Origin of the sequence: Phenylobacterium sp. 58.2.17, assembly GCF_026411515.1 — a bacterium.
In the GTDB taxonomy this organism is placed as follows: Bacteria; Pseudomonadota; Alphaproteobacteria; order Caulobacterales; family Caulobacteraceae; genus Phenylobacterium.
Genome location: NZ_JAPMTQ010000004.1, coordinates 1 through 18,671 on the forward strand (window position 1 = coordinate 1; position 18,671 = coordinate 18,671).

The following is an 18,671-nucleotide window of genomic DNA, read 5'->3' on the forward strand; positions in this document are numbered from 1 at the left end:
GGCTTCGGCGGTCCGGGCGGCGGCGGCCCGCGCATGGGCGGCTTCGGGCCCGGCGGCCCGCGCAACGGCGTGTTCCAGGTCGGGCTCTATCATACCGTGGCGTTCAAGGACGAAGTGGAGATCCGGCCGGGCGTGCCGACCCTCGACCTGCTGGACGGCGGGGCGCTGGGCTCGGGCGGCGGCTCGCCGCGCCACCAGGTCGACCTGCAGGCCAACTACACCCGCGGGGGCCTCGGCGTAGCGGCGAACGCCAAGTGGCAGAGCGCGACCAAGGTGGTCGGCCTGACCGCGGCGGACGACCTGGAGTTCTCGGACCTGACGACCGTGAACCTGCGGCTGTTCGCGGACCTGGGCATGCAGCCGATCGCCCGCGAGCAGAAGTGGCTGCGCGGCATGCGCGCCACCCTGTCGGTCGACAACCTGTTCGACGAGCGCCAGGACGTGAAGACCCCGCAGGGGACCACGCCGATCAGCTACCAGCCGGACCTGATGGACCCGGTCGGCCGCTCGGTGAAATTCACGGTGCGCAAGCTGTTCTTCTGATCGGGCTTCGCTCTCACCCTTCTCCCGCGAGGGGCGCGAGCCCGTGTCCTGACGCTACGCAGGCGGGCAAAAGTCGGTCATGGTGCGGACCCAGCAAGGGAGACCGCCCATGGCCAAGCTCGTCTTTGGCATGAACCAGTCGCTGGACGGCTATGTCGACCACATGCGGTTCGCGCCCGATCCGGCGCTGTTCCAGCACTTCGTCGAGCAGGCGCGCGAGCAGACCGGCGCGATCTACGGGCGCGGTCTCTATGAGCTGATGCGCTACTGGGACGAGGACGACGCGGGCTGGAGCGCGGCGGAGCATGACTTCGCGCGGGCCTGGCGGGCCCAGCACAAGTGGGTGGTGTCGCGCTCGCTGACCGAGGTCGGGCCGAACGCAACCCTGGTCGGCGAGGACTTCGAGACCGTGCTGCGCAAGGTGAAGGCCGAGCATCCGGGCGAGATCGAGGTCGGCGGCCCGGTGCTGGCCAAGAGCCTGGGCGAGCTGGGGCTGATCGACGCCTATCGGATCTATCTGCACCCGGTCGTGCTGGGCGACGGCAGTCCCTACTTCGTCGGCCCGCGGCCGCGGCTGCGCCTGGTGGCGCACGAGCGGATCGGGCCGGAGGCGCTCCGGTTGACCTACGTGCCGGCGTGACCGGCTAGGGTACGAAGGAGTGCGCCATGGCCTTCGAAGGCTTCAAGCTTGAGCGGGTGAGCACCGGCGAGGCGGTGCTGCGGTTTCGGATCGGCGGTTCGGGGCCGCCGCTCCTGCTGCTGCACGGCTATCCGCAGACGCACATGATGTGGGGCCAGATCGCCGGCGAGCTGGCCAAGGACTTCACTGTGGTGGCCCCGGACCTGCGCGGCTACGGCGGCAGCTCGGGACCGCCGACGACTCCGGACCACGAGCCCTATTCGAAGCGGGCGATGGCGCGCGACGTCGTGGCGCTGATGAGAATACTGGGGTTCGCGCGGTTCGACATGGTCGGCCACGACCGCGGCGGGCGCACCGCCTATCGGCTGGCGCTGGATACGCCGCAGGCGGTCCGCAAGCTGAGCATCCTCGACATCATCCCGACCGCCGACGTCTGGCGGTTGGCCGACCGGCGGTTCGCGCTGGGCTACTGGCACTGGAGCTTCCTGGCCCAGGCCCATCCGTTCCCCGAGCATTTCATCGCCGCCGACCCGGTGCATTTCGCCTTCCGCATCGCCCAGGGTGCGACCTATTTCGAGCCGGCCGCCTATGCCGATTATGTGGCGGCGGTGGCCGACCCGGCGGTGATCCATGCGATGTGCGAGGACTACCGGGCCGGGGCGACCTATGACGTCGCCGCCGACGAGGCCGACCGCGGGGTCAAGCAGATCGCCGCCCCGACCCAGGTGCTGTGGGGCGCCAAGGGGGCGGTCGGCCACTGGTACGACGTGCTGGAGGTCTGGCGGCCCTGGTGCGAGGACCTGCGCGGCCAGGCGATCGAAGGGGCCGGGCACTTCCTGGCCGAGGAGAAGCCGGCCGAGACGCTGGCGGCGCTGCGGGGGTTCCTGCTTGGCGGGTGACGTGCGCAATCGGCTGATGATGATCGCAGCTGGCGGGGGCATCGTGCTGGCGGCGGGAGCGATGCTGGCGACGTCGGTCAGCCTGTCGCCAGGGCGGCCAGGCTATGGCGCGGTAGTCGCCCTGCTAAGCGTGGAGACGGAGCAGGGCGCGGTTCCAGGCGCGTGGGTCATTGTCGGGGAGCGGCGGGTCCGCGTGACGTTGAACCGCGGAAGCGGCTGCGTGGTCGGCGACCGCATCGCGCTGGTCGAGCACAAGATGCTGCTGGGGCGGCGGTACGTGGCGGGGATCGGAGGGTGCTCAACTCCAACCTTGGCCGAAGCCAGGCGGACGGCCTGGGCAAGCTAGGGGCCTGGGCCGACGAAAAAGGGCACCGGGAAGCCGGCGCCCTTTGCATGCGGCAGGCGGAGACGTCAGGCGGCGAGCGCCGCCGGCCTGCGGCGCCGAACGGCGCCGCCGACGACGCCGAAGCCGGCGATCATCATCGCCCAGGTCGCCGGCTCGGGGACGGCGCTCGTCGGGGAGAAGGTGGCCAGGGTGAAGCCGGTGTCCGACCAGTCGAAGCCGTTTGGAACGCCATAGCCGCCGGGAGCGTACCATCCTCCCGCGAGTTCAACGTAGAAGCCCTGACCATCGAAGGCGTGCGGAACAAGCACGCCAGCAAAGCTCTCGTACGGGAAGAACGACTGGAACTCGGAGCTGGCGAGGATGGCGGCAAGCGCCTCGGCGGCTTGCGCGCGCGTGTTGAAGGTAAGGGTTCCGTCGAAGGCGTCGCCGGTGAACGTGACGTCGTACTTCGCGCCGCCGATCGAAAGGTCGTGCAGGGTGACGCCGTCCAGCAGCGTGGCGGCGTGCGCCGAGGTCGAGGCGACCGCCAGCATCATTGCGGCGAACGCGCCCGCGACCGTCGATTTCAAAGTGAGCATAGTTTTCCCCCTGTTGGCCGTGCTCGGCGCGTGCCGCCGTGGCCCTGTCCACGTCAGTGCACCAGCATCGGCCGGAGCCGAACCGCGAAAGGCCCCGGGGAGTCTCAGCGGAACGGTCAATTCCCGCGATCTGTCTCATTTCACGGAAAATAGTTGGCCGGTGCCGGAAAGCTGGGCCATTCGCTTCCGATGGAAAGAGTCATGAACGCGTCTGGAGGCGAGCTCGTGCTGGGCCAGCCCATCCCGCGCGTTCGCCACGCGCTGCTGCCGGGCGAGACGCGGCTGGATTTCGCGCACCGCCTCGCGCAGTCCGTGGCGTTCGCCTTTTCCGTCGATCCGGCCCGGATGGCGGAACAGCCGGACTTCGACTTTTCCGCCGACGCCTTCGTGCTGCCGGAGGCGGTCGTCTCGCGCTCGAAGCTGTGCGGCCGGATGACGCTGAGCCGAGACGACGCGCTCATCGCCGCCACCGGCGCGGACCAGCTGTTCGTCCATGTGGTCGAGGACGGCGCGCTCGACGTGCAGCCGACGCGGTCCGGCCGGCGCCTGCGCGCCGGGGACATCCTCGTCCTCGACCTGGCGCATGCGGCCACGGTGACGCAGGCCGACTATGCGGCGATCATGATGGTCATGACGCGCGGGGCGCTGCCCGAGCCCTTGCGCCACCTCGATCTGCACTGCGCGGAAATCCGCGGCGACCACCCGTTGGCCCGCGTGATCGCCAGCACGCTGGCCTGCCTCTGCGAGGACGCACCGGACATGACCCAGGCGCAGGGCTCGCTGGTGTTGCGCGCGGCGATAGAGATGCTGGGCATGGCGCTGACCGACGTCAGGCGCGCCCGGCTCGCGCCGCCGGCGCTCAAGGCCATGGCCGAGGCGCTGGTCGACGACCACCTGAGCGAACCGGCCTTGTCGCCCGCCTGGATCGCGGCGCGGCTCGACGTCTCGCGGGCCACCCTCTACCGCGCCTTCGCCCCGTACGGCGGCGTCACCCGCTTCATCAACGACCGGCGCCTGGAGAACGCCTGGATCCTGTTGACGTCGGACGACCATCTCCCGCTTGGCGAGATCGCCGCGCGCTGCGGCTATGTCGGCCGTACGCGGCTGTTCCAGGCTTTCAACGAGCGCTTCGCGATGCCGCCCGACGCCGTGCTCTCGGCCAGCGAGGACGACCGCGCCATGCTCCGGGAGCATGCCGCGCGCGCGATGATGGACGTGTGGGACCGGCGCACCGGCAGGGCGGTCGCCGGCTGAGCCGGGGACCTAGTCGGCTGCCAGCCAGGCCGGCTTTTCGGCCCGGACGTCGCGGCCGTCGGCGGTGAGGGCGCCTTCCAGGCGGTCGAGGCGGACGAGGGCCATAGCGCGGCCTTCGGCGCCGGAGAGGACCTCGCCGGCGCGGCGTTCACCATTCAGCAGTTCGGCGCCGGCGGCGGGGGGCGGGCCGTCGAAGGCGAGCGGCAGCATGCGGTTCTTGATCTGGCCGCGGCGCTTCATGCGCGAGGTCGTCTCCTGGCCGATGAAGCAGCCCTTGTGGAAGTCGATGCCGTGCAGCAGGTCGAAGTTGGCTTCGATCGGGTAGGTCTGCTCGACGCCCCAGTCTGCGGGGCCGGGCACGCCCAGCGCCAGGCGGTGGGCGTCGTAGGCGGCTTCGTCGGTGGTCGGTTCGGCGGCGACGCCGTAGCCGCGCCAGCCGAGCGCGGCCAGCCGCGGATCGGGCGCCCAGCCGGGCCCGGGATCGCCGCCCCAGGCGGCGAGCACCGGGGTCTCGTCGGCGGCGATCTGAACCTTGGCCCGCAGGCGGTACATGGTCAGGCGCAGGATCAGGGCCTCGCGGCTGGTCCGCTCGACGTCGAGGACGGCGCCGTCATCCCGTCCGACCACGAACAGATCGAACAAAAGCCGCCCCTGGGGGTTCAGGAGAGCGCCGAACCGCACCTCGCCGGGCGCGAGGGTCTCGACGTCCTGGGTGATGAGGCCGTGCAGGAAACTGCGCCAATCCTCGCCCGAGACGGCGATCAGGGCTCGGCTGGACAGGGCTGCGATCGGGGGCTGCGTCGACATGGAACAGGAGTTAAGGGCTGCGCGGGTGGAGCGCCAGCGTCAGGAGCCCTATAGAAGGACGATGGCGCACGGGTCCTTCCCGATTCTGTTCATCACCGCGACCCGGATCGGCGACGCGGTGCTGTCGTCCGGCCTGATCAAACGATTGCTGGACGAGGTTCCGAACGCGCGCTTCACGATCGTCGCCGGCAAGGCGGCCGCGCCGCTGTTCGCCGAGGTCCCGCATCTCGACCGCCTGATCGTGCTGGAGAAGGCCAAGAATGGCGGCCACTGGCTGAAGCTGTGGCGCGAGGTGCGCCATCGCAAATGGGGGCTGATCGTCGACCTGCGCGGTTCGGCGATCTCGCAGTTCCTGCGCCGCGAGCGGCGGGCGGTCTACAAGCGCGGCTCCGGCGGCGGGGTCCACAAGGTGATCGAGGCCGCGCGGCTGCTGAAGATCGAGGACGAGCCGCCGGCCCCGTACCTGTTTACCTCTGCGGCGACCGAGGCCTATGCCGACGAGCTGACCACCGGCAAGGGGCCGATCCTGGCCATGGCGCCGGCCGCCAACTGGGTCGGCAAGACCTGGCCGGCCGAACGCTTCGCTCAAGTTGCGATCCAGCTGCTGGGCGGGCCGATGGCCGGCGGGCGGCTGATGCTGCTGGGCGGACCGGACGACAGTCAGGCGGTCGCGGCGCTGCGCAACGTGGTCCCGCGCGAGCGGACCATCGACCTGGCCGGCAAGGTCGAACTGCTGGCCAGCTACGCCTGCCTGAAGCGCGCCCAGCTGTTCATCGGCAACGACAGCGGGCTGATGCACATGGCCGCCGCGGCCGGGACCCCGACCATCGGTCTGTTCGGCCCTTCGGACGACAAGCTCTATGGACCGTGGGGCGAGAATACGCGGATCGTGCGCGGCATTCGCAGCCTGGACCAGATCCGCGAGGTTGACCCAGGGCTCTCGCAGGCGCTCTGTCACATGATGGACCTGCCGGTGGATTGGGTGACCAACGCCGCCCGGGACCTGCTCGCCCAAACCAGTTCCAAAGCCAGTTAAGCCCAGAGACGCAACATGCCCGAGACCTTCGACCTCATCGTGAGGGGCGGCGAGGTGGTGAACCATGCCGGCCGCGGCCTGGCCGACGTCGGCGTGCGGGCGGGCAAGATCGTGGAGATCGGCGACCTCAGCCAAGCCAGCGCCGGGCAGGTGTTCGACGCGGGGGGCCTGACCGTGCTGCCCGGCGTCATCGACACCCAGGTGCATTTCCGCGAGCCTGGCCTGGAGTGGAAGGAAGACCTGGAGACCGGATCGCGGGCCGCGGCCATGGGCGGCGTCGTCGCCGTGTTCGAAATGCCGAACACCGAGCCGACCACCACCGACCCGGACGCCCTGGCCGACAAGCTGCACCGCGCCGCCGGCCGGATGCACACCGACCACGCCTTCTATGTCGGCGGCACGCATGAGAACGCGCAGTTCCTGGGCGAGCTGGAGCGGCTGCCCGGCTGCTGCGGCATCAAGGTGTTCATGGGCGCCTCGACCGGCAGCCTGCTGGTGCAGGACGACGAGGGCATCGAGCAGGTGCTGCGCCATGTGAACCGCCGCGCGGCGTTCCACTCCGAGGACGAATATCGGCTGGCCGAGCGCCGGCCACTGGCCCGCACCGGCGACTGGACCAGCCACGAGGAGGTGCGCGACGCCGCCTCGGCGCTGGAATCGACCCACCGGCTGGTGCGGATCGCCAAGGCGCTGGGCAAGCGCATCCACGTGCTGCACGTGACGACGCGCGAGGAGATCGAGTTCCTGGCGCTGCACAAAGACGTGGCCAGCGTCGAGGTGACCCCGCAGCACCTGACCCTGACCGCGCCGGAAGCCTATGAGCGGCTGAAGGGCTACGCCCAGATGAACCCGCCGATCCGCAACGCCTATCACCAGGCCGGGCTGTGGCATGGGATCGCCGCCGGCATCGCCGACGTGCTGGGCTCGGACCACGCGCCGCACACCAAGGACGAGAAGGCCCGGCCCTATCCGGCCTCGCCATCGGGCATGCCGGGCGTGCAGACGCTGGTGCCGGTGATGCTGACCCACGTTAACGAGGGGCGGCTCAGCCTGGAGCGGTTCGTCGACCTGACCAGCCATGGCGCCAACCGGGTGTTCGGCATGGCCGACAAGGGCCGGCTGGCGGTCGGCTACGACGCCGACATCACCGTCGTCGACATGAAGGCCCGCCGCACGATCAAGCACGAGGACATGGCCACCCGCGTCGGCTGGACCCCGTTCGACGGCTTCGAGGCCAAGGGCTGGCCGACGGCGACGATCATCCGCGGCACGGTGGTGATGCGCGACGACGAGCTGGTCGCCCCCAGCATCGGCCAGCCGGTGCGCTTCGCCGAGACCCTGGGCGGGTAGGCATGCCGACGGCGCCGCCGGGCGAGTGCGTGGTGCTGCTCCACGGCCTGGGGCGCAGCGCCGCCTCGATGGCCCCGATCGGCCGCGACCTGAGCCGGCGAGGCTACACGGTCGTCGCCCGCAGCTATCCCTCGACGCGGCTGAGCATCGAGGCCGCGGCGGCCGGCGTCGAGCAGGACATCGCCCGCTGCCGGCGGGCGCGGGCCACGCGCATCCATTTCGTGACCCACTCGCTCGGCGGGCTGCTGCTGCGCGGCTACTTCCAGGACCATGAGGCGCCCGAGGCCGGGCGGGCGGTGATGCTGGGGCCGCCCAACGGCGGCAGCGAGATCGCCGACGAGCTGAAGCACCACTGGTGGTTCCGGCGCGCGCTGGGCCCCGCCGGCCAGGCCCTGGGCACGCGCGAGCCGATGGCCTTCGCCCGACCCCTGCCGCTGGAGGTCGGGGTGATCGCCGGCACCCGGAACTACGAGCCGTGGTTCGCCGGCTGCTTCGGCGGGCGGCCCAATGACGGCAAGGTGAGCGTTGCGAGCACGCGGCTGCCGGAAATGGCCGATTTCCTGACGGTGCGGGCCGGCCACACCTTCATGGTCCGCTCGCGCCTGGTCCAGAACCAGGTCGCCGCCTTCCTGCAGGACGGCCGCTTTACGCCTTAGTTCCCGCAGCGCGCGAAGCTGCGGGCGCGAGGTTCGGGTCTCGGCAATACTTTCACCCTCATACTATCGTGAGTGGGAAGTAACCGGCGCACTCGCGCGCCGCAGGCTCGTCGCGGGGGAGTAGATGTCGCGATCGAACGCCGCCGAGTCGGGCGGCCCGAGTCTGACGCTCGTGCAGCGACTGGATGCACGGGGCTTCCTGTCGCTCACCCTGCGCCATGGGGCGCTGAACCTGCTCACCCTCGGGCTCCACGGGTTCTGGGGCCGCAGCGCGATACGCCGGCGATTGTGGGCGGCCACGGACATGAACGGCGAGCCGCTGGACTATGGCGGACTCGGCATCGAACTGCTGATCGGCGCGCTGGCCAAGCTGCTGGTCGTCGCCGCTGCGTTGGCGGCGGTCCTGGCGGCGGTGCAGGGGCTGGGCGTCTGGGGCGCGCCGGTGGCGCTGATCGCGGCGGCGAGCGTGGCGCTGTTCATGGGTTTCTGCCGCTTCGTGGGCTTCGTCTACCTGGCGACCCGCACCGAGTGGCGCGGGCAGGTGTTCGAGGTCGACGGCTCGTCGGCCGCCTTCGCGCTGGCCGAGCTGCGCGACGCCGCGCTTATCGCGCTGACCCTCGGCTGGTGGCGGCCGGCGGCCGACCGCCGGCGGGACGCCTTGCTGTGGGGCGGCCTGCATCATCCGCATCGCCCGGCCGCCTATGACGCGGCCGCCGCCGCGCGCCGCCCGCTCTACAGCGCCTTTGCGATCGGCTGGTTCGCCAGCGTGATGATCGGATTGTTCGCGGGCGGGGTGGCGATGGGGCTGGCGGCCGGCTTCCTGCCGACCCCGGTGCTGGGGACCGTGCCGACCCTGGTCGAGCTGGCGGCGCTGGGCGCGCTGGCGCTCGGCCTGTGGCTGGCGCTGACGGTCGCCTGGGCGCCGTACCAGGCCGCGCGGCGCACGGCGACGGCGGCGGGACTGGGGTTGAGGCTGCCGCTCTGCTGGCGGGCCTGGGCGCGGCTGCAGGCGGGCAACACCGCCCTGCGCATCGTCTCGCTGGGCGCGCTGGCGCCCTATGCGGCGGCCCGTGAGAGCGCCTTCGTGTTCGCCCGGCTGGAAGAGGCGCGGCGGCGCTCGAAGCGGGTGCGGGCCGAGCGCCTGTCGGCCGGCGTGAGGTTCACGCCGCTGGAGATGAAGGCCGGCTCGTAGCCGATGGCCAAATCGCTTTGATGGGATGACATCCCCGGCGCTCGCCCGCTAAGGCTATGCGCATCATGGACGCCAGAATCCGCCCGACAGACGCCCCGTTCCGCGACGCGCGCTATGCGCCGCCGCAGCTGGACATCGAGGAGAGGGGCGGCGGCGAGCTGATCCTCACCAATCCGACCCCGTTCTCGGGCGAGTTCACCACCATGACCCAGGCGCTGGACCGCTGGGCGCGCGAGGCGCCGGGGCGGACCTGGCTGGCCGAGCGGTCGGGCGAGGGCTGGCGGCGGACCAGCTTCGGCGAGGCGCGCGAGCAGGTGCGGGCGATCGCAGGCGGCCTGCGCGAACTGGGCGTGGTCGGGACGCGGCCGCTGCTGATCCTGGCGCGCAACGGGATCGACCACGGGCTGGTCGGCTACGCGGCGATGAGCCAGGGCATGCCGATCGCGCCGGTGTCGCCGCAGTACGGCCTGCCGGGTGCGAACCTGACGCGGCTGGCCCATGCGGTCGAGGTGCTGAGGCCCGCTGCGGTCTATACCGAGGACGCGGCGCTGTTCTCCGAGGCGCTGGAGGCGCCGTTCCTGGCCGGGCTGCCGGTGGTCGCGGGCAAGAACCCGCGGCCGGGCGACGTGCCGCTGGCGCGGCTGCTGGGCGCGGCCGGCGTCGAGGCTACCGCTCAACCCGACGACCACGCCAAGTACCTGCTGACCTCCGGCTCGACCGGCCTGCCCAAGGCGGTGATCTGCCTGCATCGCGGCATCGCGCTGAACTCGGCCCAGATCGCGGCCTGCTACGCCGACGACGAGCCTCCGGTGATGGTCAATTCGGCGCCCTGGAGCCATAGCCTGGGGGCCAACTCGATCCTGCACATGGCGCTGCACCGCGGCGGCACGCTGCACATCGACGCCGGCCAGCCGGTGGCCGGGCGGTTCGGCGAGACGCTGCGCAACCTGAAAGAGGTGGCGACCACCTATCACAACATGGTCCCGGCCGGCTGGATGCTGCTGGCCGGCGAGCTGGAGCGCGACGAGGATCTGGCGCGGACCTTCTTCGAGCAGGTGCGGGTGCTGCAGTACGGCGGCGCGGCCCTTGGCCAGGACGCCTGCGACCGCATCCAGGCCGTCGCGGTGGCGAGCGTCGGAGAGAAGATCAGCTTCGCCTCGGGCTATGGCGCGACGGAGACCGGGCCGACCGCCTGCAACGTCCACTGGCGCAACGACCGCATGGGTCTGATCGGCCTGCCGGTGCCGGGCACGTCGGTCAAGCTGACCCCGGCGGCGGGCAAGCTGGAATTCCGGGTGAAGGGGCCGCAGGTCTCGCCCGGCTATCTGGGACGCCCCGAGCTGTCGGCGCAGAGCTACGACGCCGACGGCTTCTACCTGCTGGGCGATGCGGCGCGGTTCGTGGACGAGGCCAGCCCCAAGGCGGGCCTGGCCTTCGACGGGCGCATCTCGGAGAACTTCAAGCTGGCCAGCGGCACCTTCGTCACGGTCGGCGACCTGCGGGTGAAGGCGGTCTCGGCGGTGGGCGACGCGGTCACCGACGCGGTGGTCTGCGGCGAGGGGCAGGAGGCGGTGGGGCTGCTGTTCTATCCGAACCCGAACATGGACCGCGACGCGATCGAGGCGGCGGTGCGGGCCGGGATCGAGCGCTTCAACGCCGGGGCCAAGGGCTCTGGCGGCAAGGTGGCCCGGGCCCTGGTGCTGGCCACGCCGCCGGACGCCAACGCCGGCGAGATCACCGACAAGGGCTATATCGCCCAGCCCGTGGCCCGCGCGCTGCGGGCGTCCGAGGCCGAACGACTGTTTTCCGATGCTGCTGATGTGATGGTGTTCTGATGAACGGCGCCGACGCCCTGATTACCACCCTCGTCGAAAACGAGGTCACCGCCTGCTTCGCCAATCCCGGCACCAGCGAGATGCAGTTCGTCGCCGCGCTCGACCGCGAGCCGAAGATGCGGCCGGTGCTGTGCCTGTTCGAGGGCGTGGCGACGGGGGCGGCGGACGGCTATGGCCGCATCGCCGAAAAGCCGGCCTGCACCCTGCTGCACCTGGGCCCCGGCTACGGCAACGGCCTGGCGAACCTGCACAATGCGCGGCGGGCGTTCACCCCGGTGGTCAACGTGATCGGCGACCACGCTACCTATCACCGCCAGTACGACGCGCCGCTGAACTCGGACATCCCGACCATCGTCGGCCCCAACTCGCTGTGGGTGAAGTCGGCCGACAGCCCCGACAGCGTCGCCGAGCTGACCGCCGAGGCGGTGACCGCCAGCTACGGCCCGCCGGGCGGTCCCGTCAGCCTGATCCTGCCGGCCGACTCGGCTTGGCTGGAGACCGCCAAGGGCGCGGTGAAGGCGAGCGTCCCGACCCGCGCGGCCCCGGCCGGCGGCGTGGTCGAGGACGTGGCCAGGAAGGTCCGCGCGGCGGCCAAACCCGTCGTGCTGCTGGGCGGGCAAGGGACCAGCGCCAAGGCCTTGGAACAGGCCGCGCGCCTGCAGGCGGCCGGCGTGCGGGTGATGGCCGACACCTTCTGCGCGCGCCAGCCGCGCGGGGCCGGCGTCTTCCAGCCGGCGCGGATGCAGTATTTCGGCGAGGCGGCCCTGGCTGACCTCGAAGGCGCCGACCTGATGGTGTTCGTCGGGACGGTGACGCCGGTGGCGTTCTTCGCCTATCCGGACCGTCCCAGCGTGCTGGTCCCGGAAGGCTGCGAGACCATGACCCTGGCGCAGCGCTCGGAAGATGCGGTCGCCGGCCTGGCGGCGCTGGCCGACGCCCTGGGCGCGCCGGCGAGCGGGCCCTCGCAGCCCTACAAGGTGGCGGGCGCCGCCCCGACCGGGCCGCTGACCCCGCAGTCGGCGGGCGTGTCGGTCGCCCGTCACCTGCCGGAAGGCGCGATCATCTGCGATGACTCGGTGACCTCGGGCGGCGGCATCGCCGTGCCCTGCGCCACCGCCAGGGCCCACGACGTGCTGGCCCTGACCGGCGGGGCGATCGGCATCGGCGGCCCGCTGGCGATCGGGGCGGCGACAGCCGCGCCGGACCGCAAGATCGTCTCGCTGAACGGCGACGGCTCGGCGATGTACACCGTGCAGTCGCTGTGGACGATGGCGCGCGAGAACCAGGACGTGACGGTGGTGGTGTTCGCCAACCACTCCTACCGCATCCTCAACATCGAGATGGGCCGCACCGGCTCGGGCAATCCGGGCCCGTCGGCCAGCAAGCTGCTGGACCTGGGCGATCCGAAGATCGACTGGGTGTCGGTGGCCAAGGGCCTGGGCGTGCCGGCGGTGCGCTGCGAGACGGCCGAAGAGTTTGACGCGGCCTTCGCCAAGGCCATGGCCGAGCCGGGGCCGAAGTTCATCGAAGCGGCGATTTAGGGGCGAACGACGGAGGCTCCCCCTTCGGGGGGAGCTGGACTTCAAGTGTGGTCCGAAGCCCAAAAGTCCGCTTATGTGCTGGGCCGTGAAGTCGGCTTTCGACCCGTTCCTGACGTTCGATGAAATCCGCTGCGCAGCCTACTTGCCGAAGATCGAGGCCCACAGCGCGCTCACGACAGCCACGAAGCCCCACAGCAATCCGAACACGATTGCATAGCCCATCCCAGCCGATAACGCGTCTCCAATGCGGGTGCTGAGCGCCTTCGCGATGGGGCTGGGCTGGGGGACGCTGTTCAGAAAGCGCCCGAATAGCGTCTCGTCCTCAGGGTGGATGATCGTGCGCTCGCCGTCCTTCACATGTGTGGGGTAGAGGTCCACGACCTGTCCGTCGGGCCAAAGCTGAATTGGCGTAGCCTTCGGATTTGAGTGTTCAAGTTCGAAGACGGTGTCATCGCCCCGGAAGACGGGTCGATAGCCACGCTCAGCGAGCCGGTGGAGCCTCCGGGCCACCATTTCACCGTGCGCCCAGTGCTGTCGCCAACGCCGCTCATCCTCGGGGGACATCGGTACTTCGGCGCTCTCGAAATCAGGCACGGTCGGCACCTAGTCGTCGTCGGCAATGCCGTGCGCCCTGTCGAAGGGCTTGATGTAGTCCCGGTCGAACCACTTCGATATCATGAAGTGGATTGCTTTGAGTATTTCGAAGATACGCCAGAGCAGCCATAGGCCGATCATGGCCGCGCCGGCCCAGAAGAAGTTGTACATCCCGGCGGTCATGTCGAACATTGGCATCCGCTGACACTAGCTCAGCCTTAGACCCGCTTGCAAAGCAGGCCGCTAACCACCCCTCGGCGACGTTTGAGACGTCTGCTCTCGGGCGAGGAGACCAATGTCCCCTGTGGGGAGCGAAGCGTGTGTCGGCGACGAAGTCGTCGATCATAGACCAGCCAGACAACGCCTGCGTCAGGGGCGGCCCCGCTCCCGTCTCGGCGCCGCCGCCGATCCACCTTCCCCGGCGGGGAGGAATAAGGGCGTCTGGAGTGGCGCTTGCTGCAACTGCGAACGGACCTGCGCCCAGGCTCGGCGGGAGAATATCGCCACCCAGCATTGATCCGTGCGACTTCACATTTTTCATCACAATCGGAAATATTGCGTCGCACCATTGATTTTGTGTGCGTCGCAGCATAGATGGCCTTCAGCATATGGAGGCGATCATGCTGTTTGCCGATTACGAGAACATCGAAGGCCAACTGGCTTTCTATCAAACGGTCAACGCGCTCGTGACCAAGGCGCTGGCGCATCTGCGCGGCAATGCGGAACACCTGCTTTCGCACGCCTAAGTCGACCCTGACCTGACGCGCAAAGGCCCGCGGAGCGATCCGCGGGCCTTTTCGTTTGGGGATCCATGAGATCCGGATGGCGCAGGAGCGCCACGGGGGATGACAGCGGGCGCCGCGGCTGACAGAGCTTGGGCATGAAGACGCTCATCGATCCGCGCAATGCGCTGAGCCAGGGGCTGGCGGCGCTGCGCCTCCGCTTCAAGGTCCCGGAAGGATTTCCGCCGGAGGTCGTGGCCGCGGCGCAGGCCGCGGCGCAGCGGGCGCCGAGCGAGCATGTCGACCGCACCGCGCGGCCGTTCGTGACCCTGGACCCGGCCAGCTCGACCGATCTCGACCAGGCGTTCGCGATCGAGGCCAGCGGCGCGGACCTGCTGCTGCACTACGCCATCGCCGACGTGTCGTGGTTCGTGCGTGACGGCGACCTGCTGGACGTCGAGGCCTGGAAGCGGGGGGCGACGCTCTACCTGCCGGACGGCAAGGCCAGCCTTTATCCGCGCGAGCTGAGCGAGGGCGCCGCCAGCCTGCTGCCGAGCGGGCCGCGGCCGGCGGTGGTGTTCACCGTGCGGGTCGACCCGGACGGCGAGGCGAGCCTGGACGGGGCCGAGCGGGCGATCATCCGCAGCGTCGCCAAGCTGGGCTATGAGCGGGTGACGGCCGCCGAGCTGCCGGCCGGGTTCGCCGAGCTGGCCGAGCGGGTGCGCGCGGCCGAGGCGCGGCGCGGGGCCTCGCGGGTCGATCCGCCGGAGCAGGAGGTGGCGCGGCTGGACGACGGGCGGTTGCAGCTGCGGTTCCGGCCGCGGACGGAGGCCGAGGACCAGAATGCGGCGCTGTCGCTGGCGACCAACCTGGCGATCGCCCAGGTGCTGCTGGCCCATCGCACCGGCCTGTTCCGGGTGATGCCCGAGCCCGACGCGCGGGCGGTGGGGCGGCTGCGCCAGACCGCGCGGGCGTTCGGCCTGGAATGGCCCGAGATGGCCAGCCTGGCGCAGTACGAACTGACGCTCGACCCGGGCGAGGCCAAGCAGGCGGCGTTCATGATGGCGATCCGGCGGGCCAGCACGGCGGCCTCCTACGTGCCCTACACGCCGGGCGAGATTCCGTGGCACGCGGCGATGGCGGCGACCTATGCGCATGCGACCGCGCCGCTGCGCCGGCTGGCCGACCGCTATGTGGTCGACACCGTGCTGGCGATCGCGAACGGGCGGCCGGCGCCGACCGCCGCGACCCTGGCCTTCGCCAAGCTGCCCAAGGTGATGGCGCGGGCCGACAACCAGGCCGGCCAGATCGACCGCGTGGTGATCGACATGGCCGAGGCCGCGATGCTGCGGGGGCAGATCGGCGAGGCCTTCGAGGCGGTGGTCACCGACATCGACGAGCGCGGCGCGCGAATGCAGCTGTGCGAGCTGCCGGTGGTGGCGCGGGTGACCGCCCACAAGGTCGAGGTCGGCGAGCGGCTGGTCGTGCGGCTGACCGCCGCCGACCCGGCCCAGGGGACGGCGCAGTTCGAGCGGGTGGCCTAGGCCTCCAGCGCGGCGAACCGCTCGGCCAGGAAGTCGACCAGCGCGCGGACCGAGGGCATCAGGCCGCGGCGGGTCGGGAACACCGCATGGATGACGCCGCTGCGCGGGGCCCAGCCGGCGGGGACCGCCGCCAGCGCGCCCGTGCGCAGGGTGTCGCCAAGCATCAGGGTCGGCAGCTGCGCCACGCCGGCGCCGGCCAGGGCGGCGGCGCGCAGGGTTTCGAAGTCGTCGGTGGTGAGGACCGGCTCGTGGCGCACCTCGGCCACCGCGCCGCCCGGGCCCTCCAGACGCCAGACGTGCTCGCCGGTCGGCGGGCCCCAGTCGAGGCTGGGCACGCCATGCAGGTCGGCGGGGACGGCGATGTCGCCCAGGCGGGCGAGCAGGGCGGGCTGGGCGACCAGGCGCTGGGGGCTGTCGCCGAGCACCCGGTGGGCCAGGTCGCTGTCGGCGAGCGGCGGGAAGCGGACGCGCAGGGCGATGTCGAAGCGCTCGCCGACCACGTCGACATGGCGGTTGGTCGCCTCCATCTGCAGCTTCACGCGCGGATAGCGGATCAGGAACTGGGCCAGCATCGGGGCGACCTGGGCGTGCAGCAGGGCGATGGGGCAGGCCATGCGCACGGTGCCGCACGGCTCGGAGCGCACCTGGTCGACCGCATCCTGGGCGGCCTCGGCCTCGATCACCATGGCCCGGCAGTGGCGATAGAATTCCTCGCCCACCTCGGTGATGGCGAACTGGCGGGTGGAGCGCTGGATGAGCCGCACGCCGAGCCGCTCCTCCAGCCCCGAGATCCGCCGGCTGAGCTTGGACTTGGGCACCCCGAGCGCGCGGCTGGCCGGGGCGAAGCCGCCGTGATCGATCACCTGGGCGAAGTAGTAGAGGTCGTTCAGGTCCTGCATGATCGTTCTATCAGTGGAACTCTGAGGTCGGAATTCGACGCCTACCGCCGTTATCGTCCCAGGTCTACCTCCTGAGCCAACGCGACCGGGACCAGCTCCCGGTTCTCAGGAGACCACCATGAAGAAGATACTCGGCGTCTACAGCGCCCCCCGCCCGCACTGGGTCGGCGACGGCTTTCCGGTGCGTTCGCTGTTTTCCTACGACAGCCATGGGCGGCACATGAGCCCGTTCCTGCTGCTCGACTACGCCGGCCCGGCGAAGTTCGAGCCGGCGGCCAAGCCGCGCGGCGTCGGCCAGCATCCGCACCGCGGCTTCGAGACCGTCACCATCGTCTATGACGGCGAGGTCGAGCACCGCGACTCCACCGGCGCCGGCGGCAAGATCGGTCCCGGCGACGTGCAGTGGATGACCGCGGCCTCGGGCATCCTGCACGAGGAGTTCCACTCGCACGACTTCACCCGCACCGGCGGGACCCTGAAGATGGTGCAGCTGTGGGTGAACCTGCCGGCCAAGGACAAGCTGGCGGCGCCCGGCTACCAGACCCTGCTGGACGCCGAGATCCCGACGGTCGCGCTGCCGGACGGCGCGGGCCAGGCGCGGGTGATCGCCGGCGAGTACGGCGGCGGCCGCGGCCCGGCCAGGACCTTCACGCCGATGGACGTCTGGGACCTGCGCCTGACCCAAGGCGGGGTCAGCCGGTTCGAGATCGAGGAAGGCCGCACCCTGGCGCTGATCGTCCTGGACGGGGCGATCAACGTGAACGGGCAGGACGTCCGCGAAGCCCAGATGGTGATGCTGGACCGCGACGGCGAAGGCCTCGAGGTCCGCGCCGACACCGACGCGGTGGCGCTGCTGCTCAGCGGCGAGCCGATCGACGAGCCGATCGTCGGCTACGGCCCGTTCGTCATGAACAGCGAGGACGAGATCGCCCAGGCGGTCAGCGACTTCAACCGCGGCCAGTTCGGCCAGATCGCCCACTGATCCCCCTCTCTCCCTTGGGGCGTCGCCGGTTCCCCCCGGGCCGGCGGCCCCCCTCTTCCCCTGAAAGGAACGACCCATGACCAGCGAACCCATTCGCGATCCGGCCAGCGACCACCTGCTGACGCCGCAGAACGCCGCCTTCGTGATCATCGACTACCAGCCGGTGCAGGTGAACTCGATCGCCTCGATGGACCGCCAGCTTCTGGTCAACAACATCGTCGGGACCGCCAAGGCGGCGGTGGCCTACGGCCTGCCGATCGTCCACTCGACCGTCAATGTGAAGACCGGGCTGAACAAGCCGCCGATCGCCCAGCTGCGCAAGGTGCTGGACGGCTATCCGACCTATGACCGCACCACGATCAACTCGTGGGAGGATGTCGAATTCCGCAAGGCGGTGGAGGCGACCGGCCGCAAGAAGCTGATCATGACGGCGCTGTGGACCGAGGCCTGCCTGACCTTCCCGGCCCTGGACGCGCTGAAGGAAGGCTATGAGGTCTATGTGGTCGCCGACGCGGTGGGCGGCACCTCGGTCGCGGCCCACGACATGGCCCTGCGCCGCATCGAGCAGGCCGGCGGCAAGATGATCAGCGTACCGCAGCTGTTCTGCGAACTGCAGCGCGACTGGTCGCGGGCCGAGACCGTCCCGGCGTTCATGAATCTGTTCATCGAGACCGGCGGCACGGCCGGGATCCAGTTCTCCTACGACCGGACGGAGTAGGGACGAGGGGCCCGCAGGGACGACCTGCGGGCCTTTCTGATATGAGGGGCGATGCGACAGGCCCTGCTCATCATCGACATCCAACCGAGCTTTTCCCCGCCGGACTGGCTGGTGGAGGGCGTGCGGCGATTGCTGCCGCGGATGGCGAGCGTGGCGACGGTGGAGCGGCACGACGAGGCCCGGACGCCGTTCCAGAGGCAACTGGGCTGGGCGCCGGGACCGGCTGACGCGTGCCTGCTGCCGGTGGACAGGGTGTTCATCAAGCACGGCTACCTGCCCAGCGCCGAGACGATCGAGCATCTGCGGGCGCTGGGGCCCGAGCGGGTGCTGGTCTGCGGTCTGCAGACCGAGACCTGCGTGCTGGCGGCCGGCTTCATGCTGTTCGACGCCGGCCTGACCCCGACCCTGCTGAGCGACCTGACCGTCGGCTCGTCGTTGGACCGGACGGGCAAGCTGGGAACCGACCTCTGGCGCCACCACTTCGGCGCGGTGACGACGGCGGCGGAGGCCTTGGACAGCTAGTGGGGCGGACGTT

The 18,671-nt window shown here is 70.6% G+C and carries 19 protein-coding genes and 2 pseudogenes; 16 read left to right on the forward strand and 5 right to left on the reverse strand.

The genetic code is table 11. The annotated features are described in order from the left end of the window. The 4 genes and pseudogenes from OUA97_RS04360 to OUA97_RS04375 all read left to right on the forward strand — a co-directional run. Positions 1 to 543: pseudogene (locus OUA97_RS04360) on the forward strand (TonB-dependent receptor); the annotation flags it as partial. 109 nt (positions 544 to 652) lie between these two features. Next, positions 653 to 1,183, forward strand: coding sequence for a dihydrofolate reductase family protein (locus OUA97_RS04365; protein ID WP_267230597.1), 531 nt, complete (start codon positions 653 to 655; stop codon positions 1,181 to 1,183). Between the two features lie 26 nt (positions 1,184 to 1,209). Next, positions 1,210 to 2,082, forward strand: a complete 873-nt coding sequence (locus OUA97_RS04370; protein ID WP_267230598.1) for an alpha/beta fold hydrolase — start codon at positions 1,210 to 1,212, stop codon at positions 2,080 to 2,082. 1 nt (position 2,083) lies between these two features. Then, positions 2,084 to 2,428, forward strand: a complete 345-nt coding sequence (locus tag OUA97_RS04375) for a hypothetical protein (RefSeq protein ID WP_267230599.1) — start codon at positions 2,084 to 2,086, stop codon at positions 2,426 to 2,428. A gap of 65 nt (positions 2,429 to 2,493) precedes the next feature. Here OUA97_RS04375 and OUA97_RS23400 read toward each other — a convergent pair. After that, positions 2,494 to 2,595, reverse strand: a pseudogene (locus OUA97_RS23400) (PEPxxWA-CTERM sorting domain-containing protein); the annotation flags it as partial. A 612-nt stretch (positions 2,596 to 3,207) separates the two neighbouring features. Between OUA97_RS23400 and OUA97_RS04385 the strand changes: the two are divergent. Further along, positions 3,208 to 4,260, forward strand: coding sequence for a helix-turn-helix domain-containing protein (locus OUA97_RS04385; RefSeq protein WP_267230601.1), 1,053 nt, complete (start codon positions 3,208 to 3,210; stop codon positions 4,258 to 4,260). 9 nt (positions 4,261 to 4,269) lie between these two features. Here OUA97_RS04385 and OUA97_RS04390 read toward each other — a convergent pair whose 3' ends face one another. Next, positions 4,270 to 5,067, reverse strand: a complete 798-nt coding sequence (locus OUA97_RS04390; RefSeq protein WP_267230602.1) for a YgfZ/GcvT domain-containing protein — start codon at positions 5,065 to 5,067, stop codon at positions 4,270 to 4,272. 61 nt (positions 5,068 to 5,128) lie between these two features. Between OUA97_RS04390 and OUA97_RS04395 the strand changes: the two genes are divergently transcribed. The 6 genes from OUA97_RS04395 (at position 5,129) to OUA97_RS04420 (ending at position 12,677) form a co-directional block, all read left to right on the forward strand. Then, complete coding sequence (locus OUA97_RS04395; protein ID WP_267230603.1) at positions 5,129 to 6,103, forward strand: glycosyltransferase family 9 protein; 975 nt, start codon at positions 5,129 to 5,131, stop codon at positions 6,101 to 6,103. A gap of 15 nt (positions 6,104 to 6,118) precedes the next feature. Further along, positions 6,119 to 7,453: a dihydroorotase gene (locus OUA97_RS04400; protein WP_267230604.1), complete on the forward strand. Its 1,335-nt coding sequence runs from the start codon at positions 6,119 to 6,121 to the stop codon at positions 7,451 to 7,453. A gap of 2 nt (positions 7,454 to 7,455) precedes the next feature. Continuing rightward, complete coding sequence (locus OUA97_RS04405; RefSeq protein WP_267230605.1) at positions 7,456 to 8,109, forward strand: esterase/lipase family protein; 654 nt, start codon at positions 7,456 to 7,458, stop codon at positions 8,107 to 8,109. 124 nt (positions 8,110 to 8,233) lie between these two features. Continuing rightward, complete coding sequence (locus OUA97_RS04410; RefSeq protein ID WP_267230606.1) at positions 8,234 to 9,301, forward strand: DUF898 family protein; 1,068 nt, start codon at positions 8,234 to 8,236, stop codon at positions 9,299 to 9,301. Between the two features lie 65 nt (positions 9,302 to 9,366). Continuing rightward, positions 9,367 to 11,136, forward strand: coding sequence for a feruloyl-CoA synthase (locus OUA97_RS04415; RefSeq protein WP_267230607.1), 1,770 nt, complete (start codon positions 9,367 to 9,369; stop codon positions 11,134 to 11,136). Then, entirely contained in the window at positions 11,136 to 12,677 is a 1,542-nt protein-coding gene (locus OUA97_RS04420) for an acetolactate synthase large subunit (protein ID WP_267230608.1), read from the forward strand. Before OUA97_RS04415 ends, OUA97_RS04420 begins: the two co-directional genes overlap by 1 nt. A 138-nt stretch (positions 12,678 to 12,815) precedes the next feature. Here OUA97_RS04420 and OUA97_RS04425 read toward each other — a convergent pair whose 3' ends face one another. Beyond that, the gene (locus OUA97_RS04425; RefSeq protein ID WP_267230609.1) at positions 12,816 to 13,271 is read right to left on the reverse strand and encodes a hypothetical protein; all 456 of its coding nucleotides are present in this window, start codon (positions 13,269 to 13,271) and stop codon (positions 12,816 to 12,818) included. Between the two features lie 9 nt (positions 13,272 to 13,280). Next, the gene (locus OUA97_RS04430) at positions 13,281 to 13,463 is read right to left on the reverse strand and encodes a hypothetical protein (RefSeq protein WP_267230610.1); all 183 of its coding nucleotides are present in this window, start codon (positions 13,461 to 13,463) and stop codon (positions 13,281 to 13,283) included. A gap of 428 nt (positions 13,464 to 13,891) precedes the next feature. Between OUA97_RS04430 and OUA97_RS04435 the strand changes: the two genes are divergently transcribed. Together OUA97_RS04435 and OUA97_RS04440 are read left to right on the forward strand one after the other, a co-directional pair. Next, entirely contained in the window at positions 13,892 to 14,017 is a 126-nt protein-coding gene (locus OUA97_RS04435; RefSeq protein ID WP_267230611.1) for a hypothetical protein, read from the forward strand. 134 nt (positions 14,018 to 14,151) lie between these two features. Next, positions 14,152 to 15,537, forward strand: a complete 1,386-nt coding sequence (locus OUA97_RS04440) for an RNB domain-containing ribonuclease (protein WP_267230612.1) — start codon at positions 14,152 to 14,154, stop codon at positions 15,535 to 15,537. Here OUA97_RS04440 and OUA97_RS04445 read toward each other — a convergent pair. After that, complete coding sequence (locus OUA97_RS04445; protein ID WP_267230613.1) at positions 15,534 to 16,436, reverse strand: LysR family transcriptional regulator; 903 nt, start codon at positions 16,434 to 16,436, stop codon at positions 15,534 to 15,536. The two genes, OUA97_RS04440 and OUA97_RS04445, sit on opposite strands and share 4 nt — an antisense overlap. 118 nt (positions 16,437 to 16,554) lie before the next feature. Here OUA97_RS04445 and OUA97_RS04450 point away from each other — a divergent pair, with 118 nt between their 5' ends. From OUA97_RS04450 to OUA97_RS04460, 3 genes are all read left to right on the forward strand, one after another. Then, positions 16,555 to 17,418, forward strand: coding sequence for a pirin family protein (locus OUA97_RS04450; RefSeq protein ID WP_267230614.1), 864 nt, complete (start codon positions 16,555 to 16,557; stop codon positions 17,416 to 17,418). A gap of 76 nt (positions 17,419 to 17,494) precedes the next feature. Beyond that, a complete protein-coding gene (locus OUA97_RS04455; RefSeq protein WP_267230615.1) occupies positions 17,495 to 18,136 on the forward strand; it encodes a hydrolase in 642 nt (213 codons plus the stop codon). A 51-nt stretch (positions 18,137 to 18,187) separates the two neighbouring features. Then, complete coding sequence (locus OUA97_RS04460) at positions 18,188 to 18,658, forward strand: cysteine hydrolase family protein (protein ID WP_267230616.1); 471 nt, start codon at positions 18,188 to 18,190, stop codon at positions 18,656 to 18,658. Positions 18,659 to 18,671 lie beyond the last annotated feature (13 nt).

Bases quoted from the DNA above. Each gene is read 5' to 3' on its own strand.
- OUA97_RS04365 (WP_267230597.1), top strand. From the start codon at position 653: ATGGCCAAGCTCGTCTTTGGCATGAACCAGTCGCTGGACGGCTATGTC.
- OUA97_RS04370 (WP_267230598.1), top strand. From the start codon at position 1,210: ATGGCCTTCGAAGGCTTCAAGCTTGAGCGGGTGAGCACCGGCGAGGCG.
- OUA97_RS04385 (WP_267230601.1), top strand. From the start codon at position 3,208: ATGAACGCGTCTGGAGGCGAGCTCGTGCTGGGCCAGCCCATCCCGCGC.
- OUA97_RS04390 (WP_267230602.1), bottom strand. From the start codon at position 5,067: ATGTCGACGCAGCCCCCGATCGCAGCCCTGTCCAGCCGAGCCCTGATC.
- OUA97_RS04395 (WP_267230603.1), top strand. From the start codon at position 5,129: ATGGCGCACGGGTCCTTCCCGATTCTGTTCATCACCGCGACCCGGATC.
- OUA97_RS04400 (WP_267230604.1), top strand. From the start codon at position 6,119: ATGCCCGAGACCTTCGACCTCATCGTGAGGGGCGGCGAGGTGGTGAAC.
- OUA97_RS04405 (WP_267230605.1), top strand. From the start codon at position 7,456: ATGCCGACGGCGCCGCCGGGCGAGTGCGTGGTGCTGCTCCACGGCCTG.
- OUA97_RS04410 (WP_267230606.1), top strand. From the start codon at position 8,234: ATGTCGCGATCGAACGCCGCCGAGTCGGGCGGCCCGAGTCTGACGCTC.
- OUA97_RS04415 (WP_267230607.1), top strand. From the start codon at position 9,367: ATGGACGCCAGAATCCGCCCGACAGACGCCCCGTTCCGCGACGCGCGC.
- OUA97_RS04420 (WP_267230608.1), top strand. From the start codon at position 11,136: ATGAACGGCGCCGACGCCCTGATTACCACCCTCGTCGAAAACGAGGTC.
- OUA97_RS04430 (WP_267230610.1), bottom strand. From the start codon at position 13,463: ATGTTCGACATGACCGCCGGGATGTACAACTTCTTCTGGGCCGGCGCG.
- OUA97_RS04435 (WP_267230611.1), top strand. From the start codon at position 13,892: ATGCTGTTTGCCGATTACGAGAACATCGAAGGCCAACTGGCTTTCTAT.
- OUA97_RS04440 (WP_267230612.1), top strand. From the start codon at position 14,152: ATGAAGACGCTCATCGATCCGCGCAATGCGCTGAGCCAGGGGCTGGCG.
- OUA97_RS04445 (WP_267230613.1), bottom strand. From the start codon at position 16,436: ATGCAGGACCTGAACGACCTCTACTACTTCGCCCAGGTGATCGATCAC.
- OUA97_RS04450 (WP_267230614.1), top strand. From the start codon at position 16,555: ATGAAGAAGATACTCGGCGTCTACAGCGCCCCCCGCCCGCACTGGGTC.
- OUA97_RS04455 (WP_267230615.1), top strand. From the start codon at position 17,495: ATGACCAGCGAACCCATTCGCGATCCGGCCAGCGACCACCTGCTGACG.
- OUA97_RS04460 (WP_267230616.1), top strand. From the start codon at position 18,188: ATGCGACAGGCCCTGCTCATCATCGACATCCAACCGAGCTTTTCCCCG.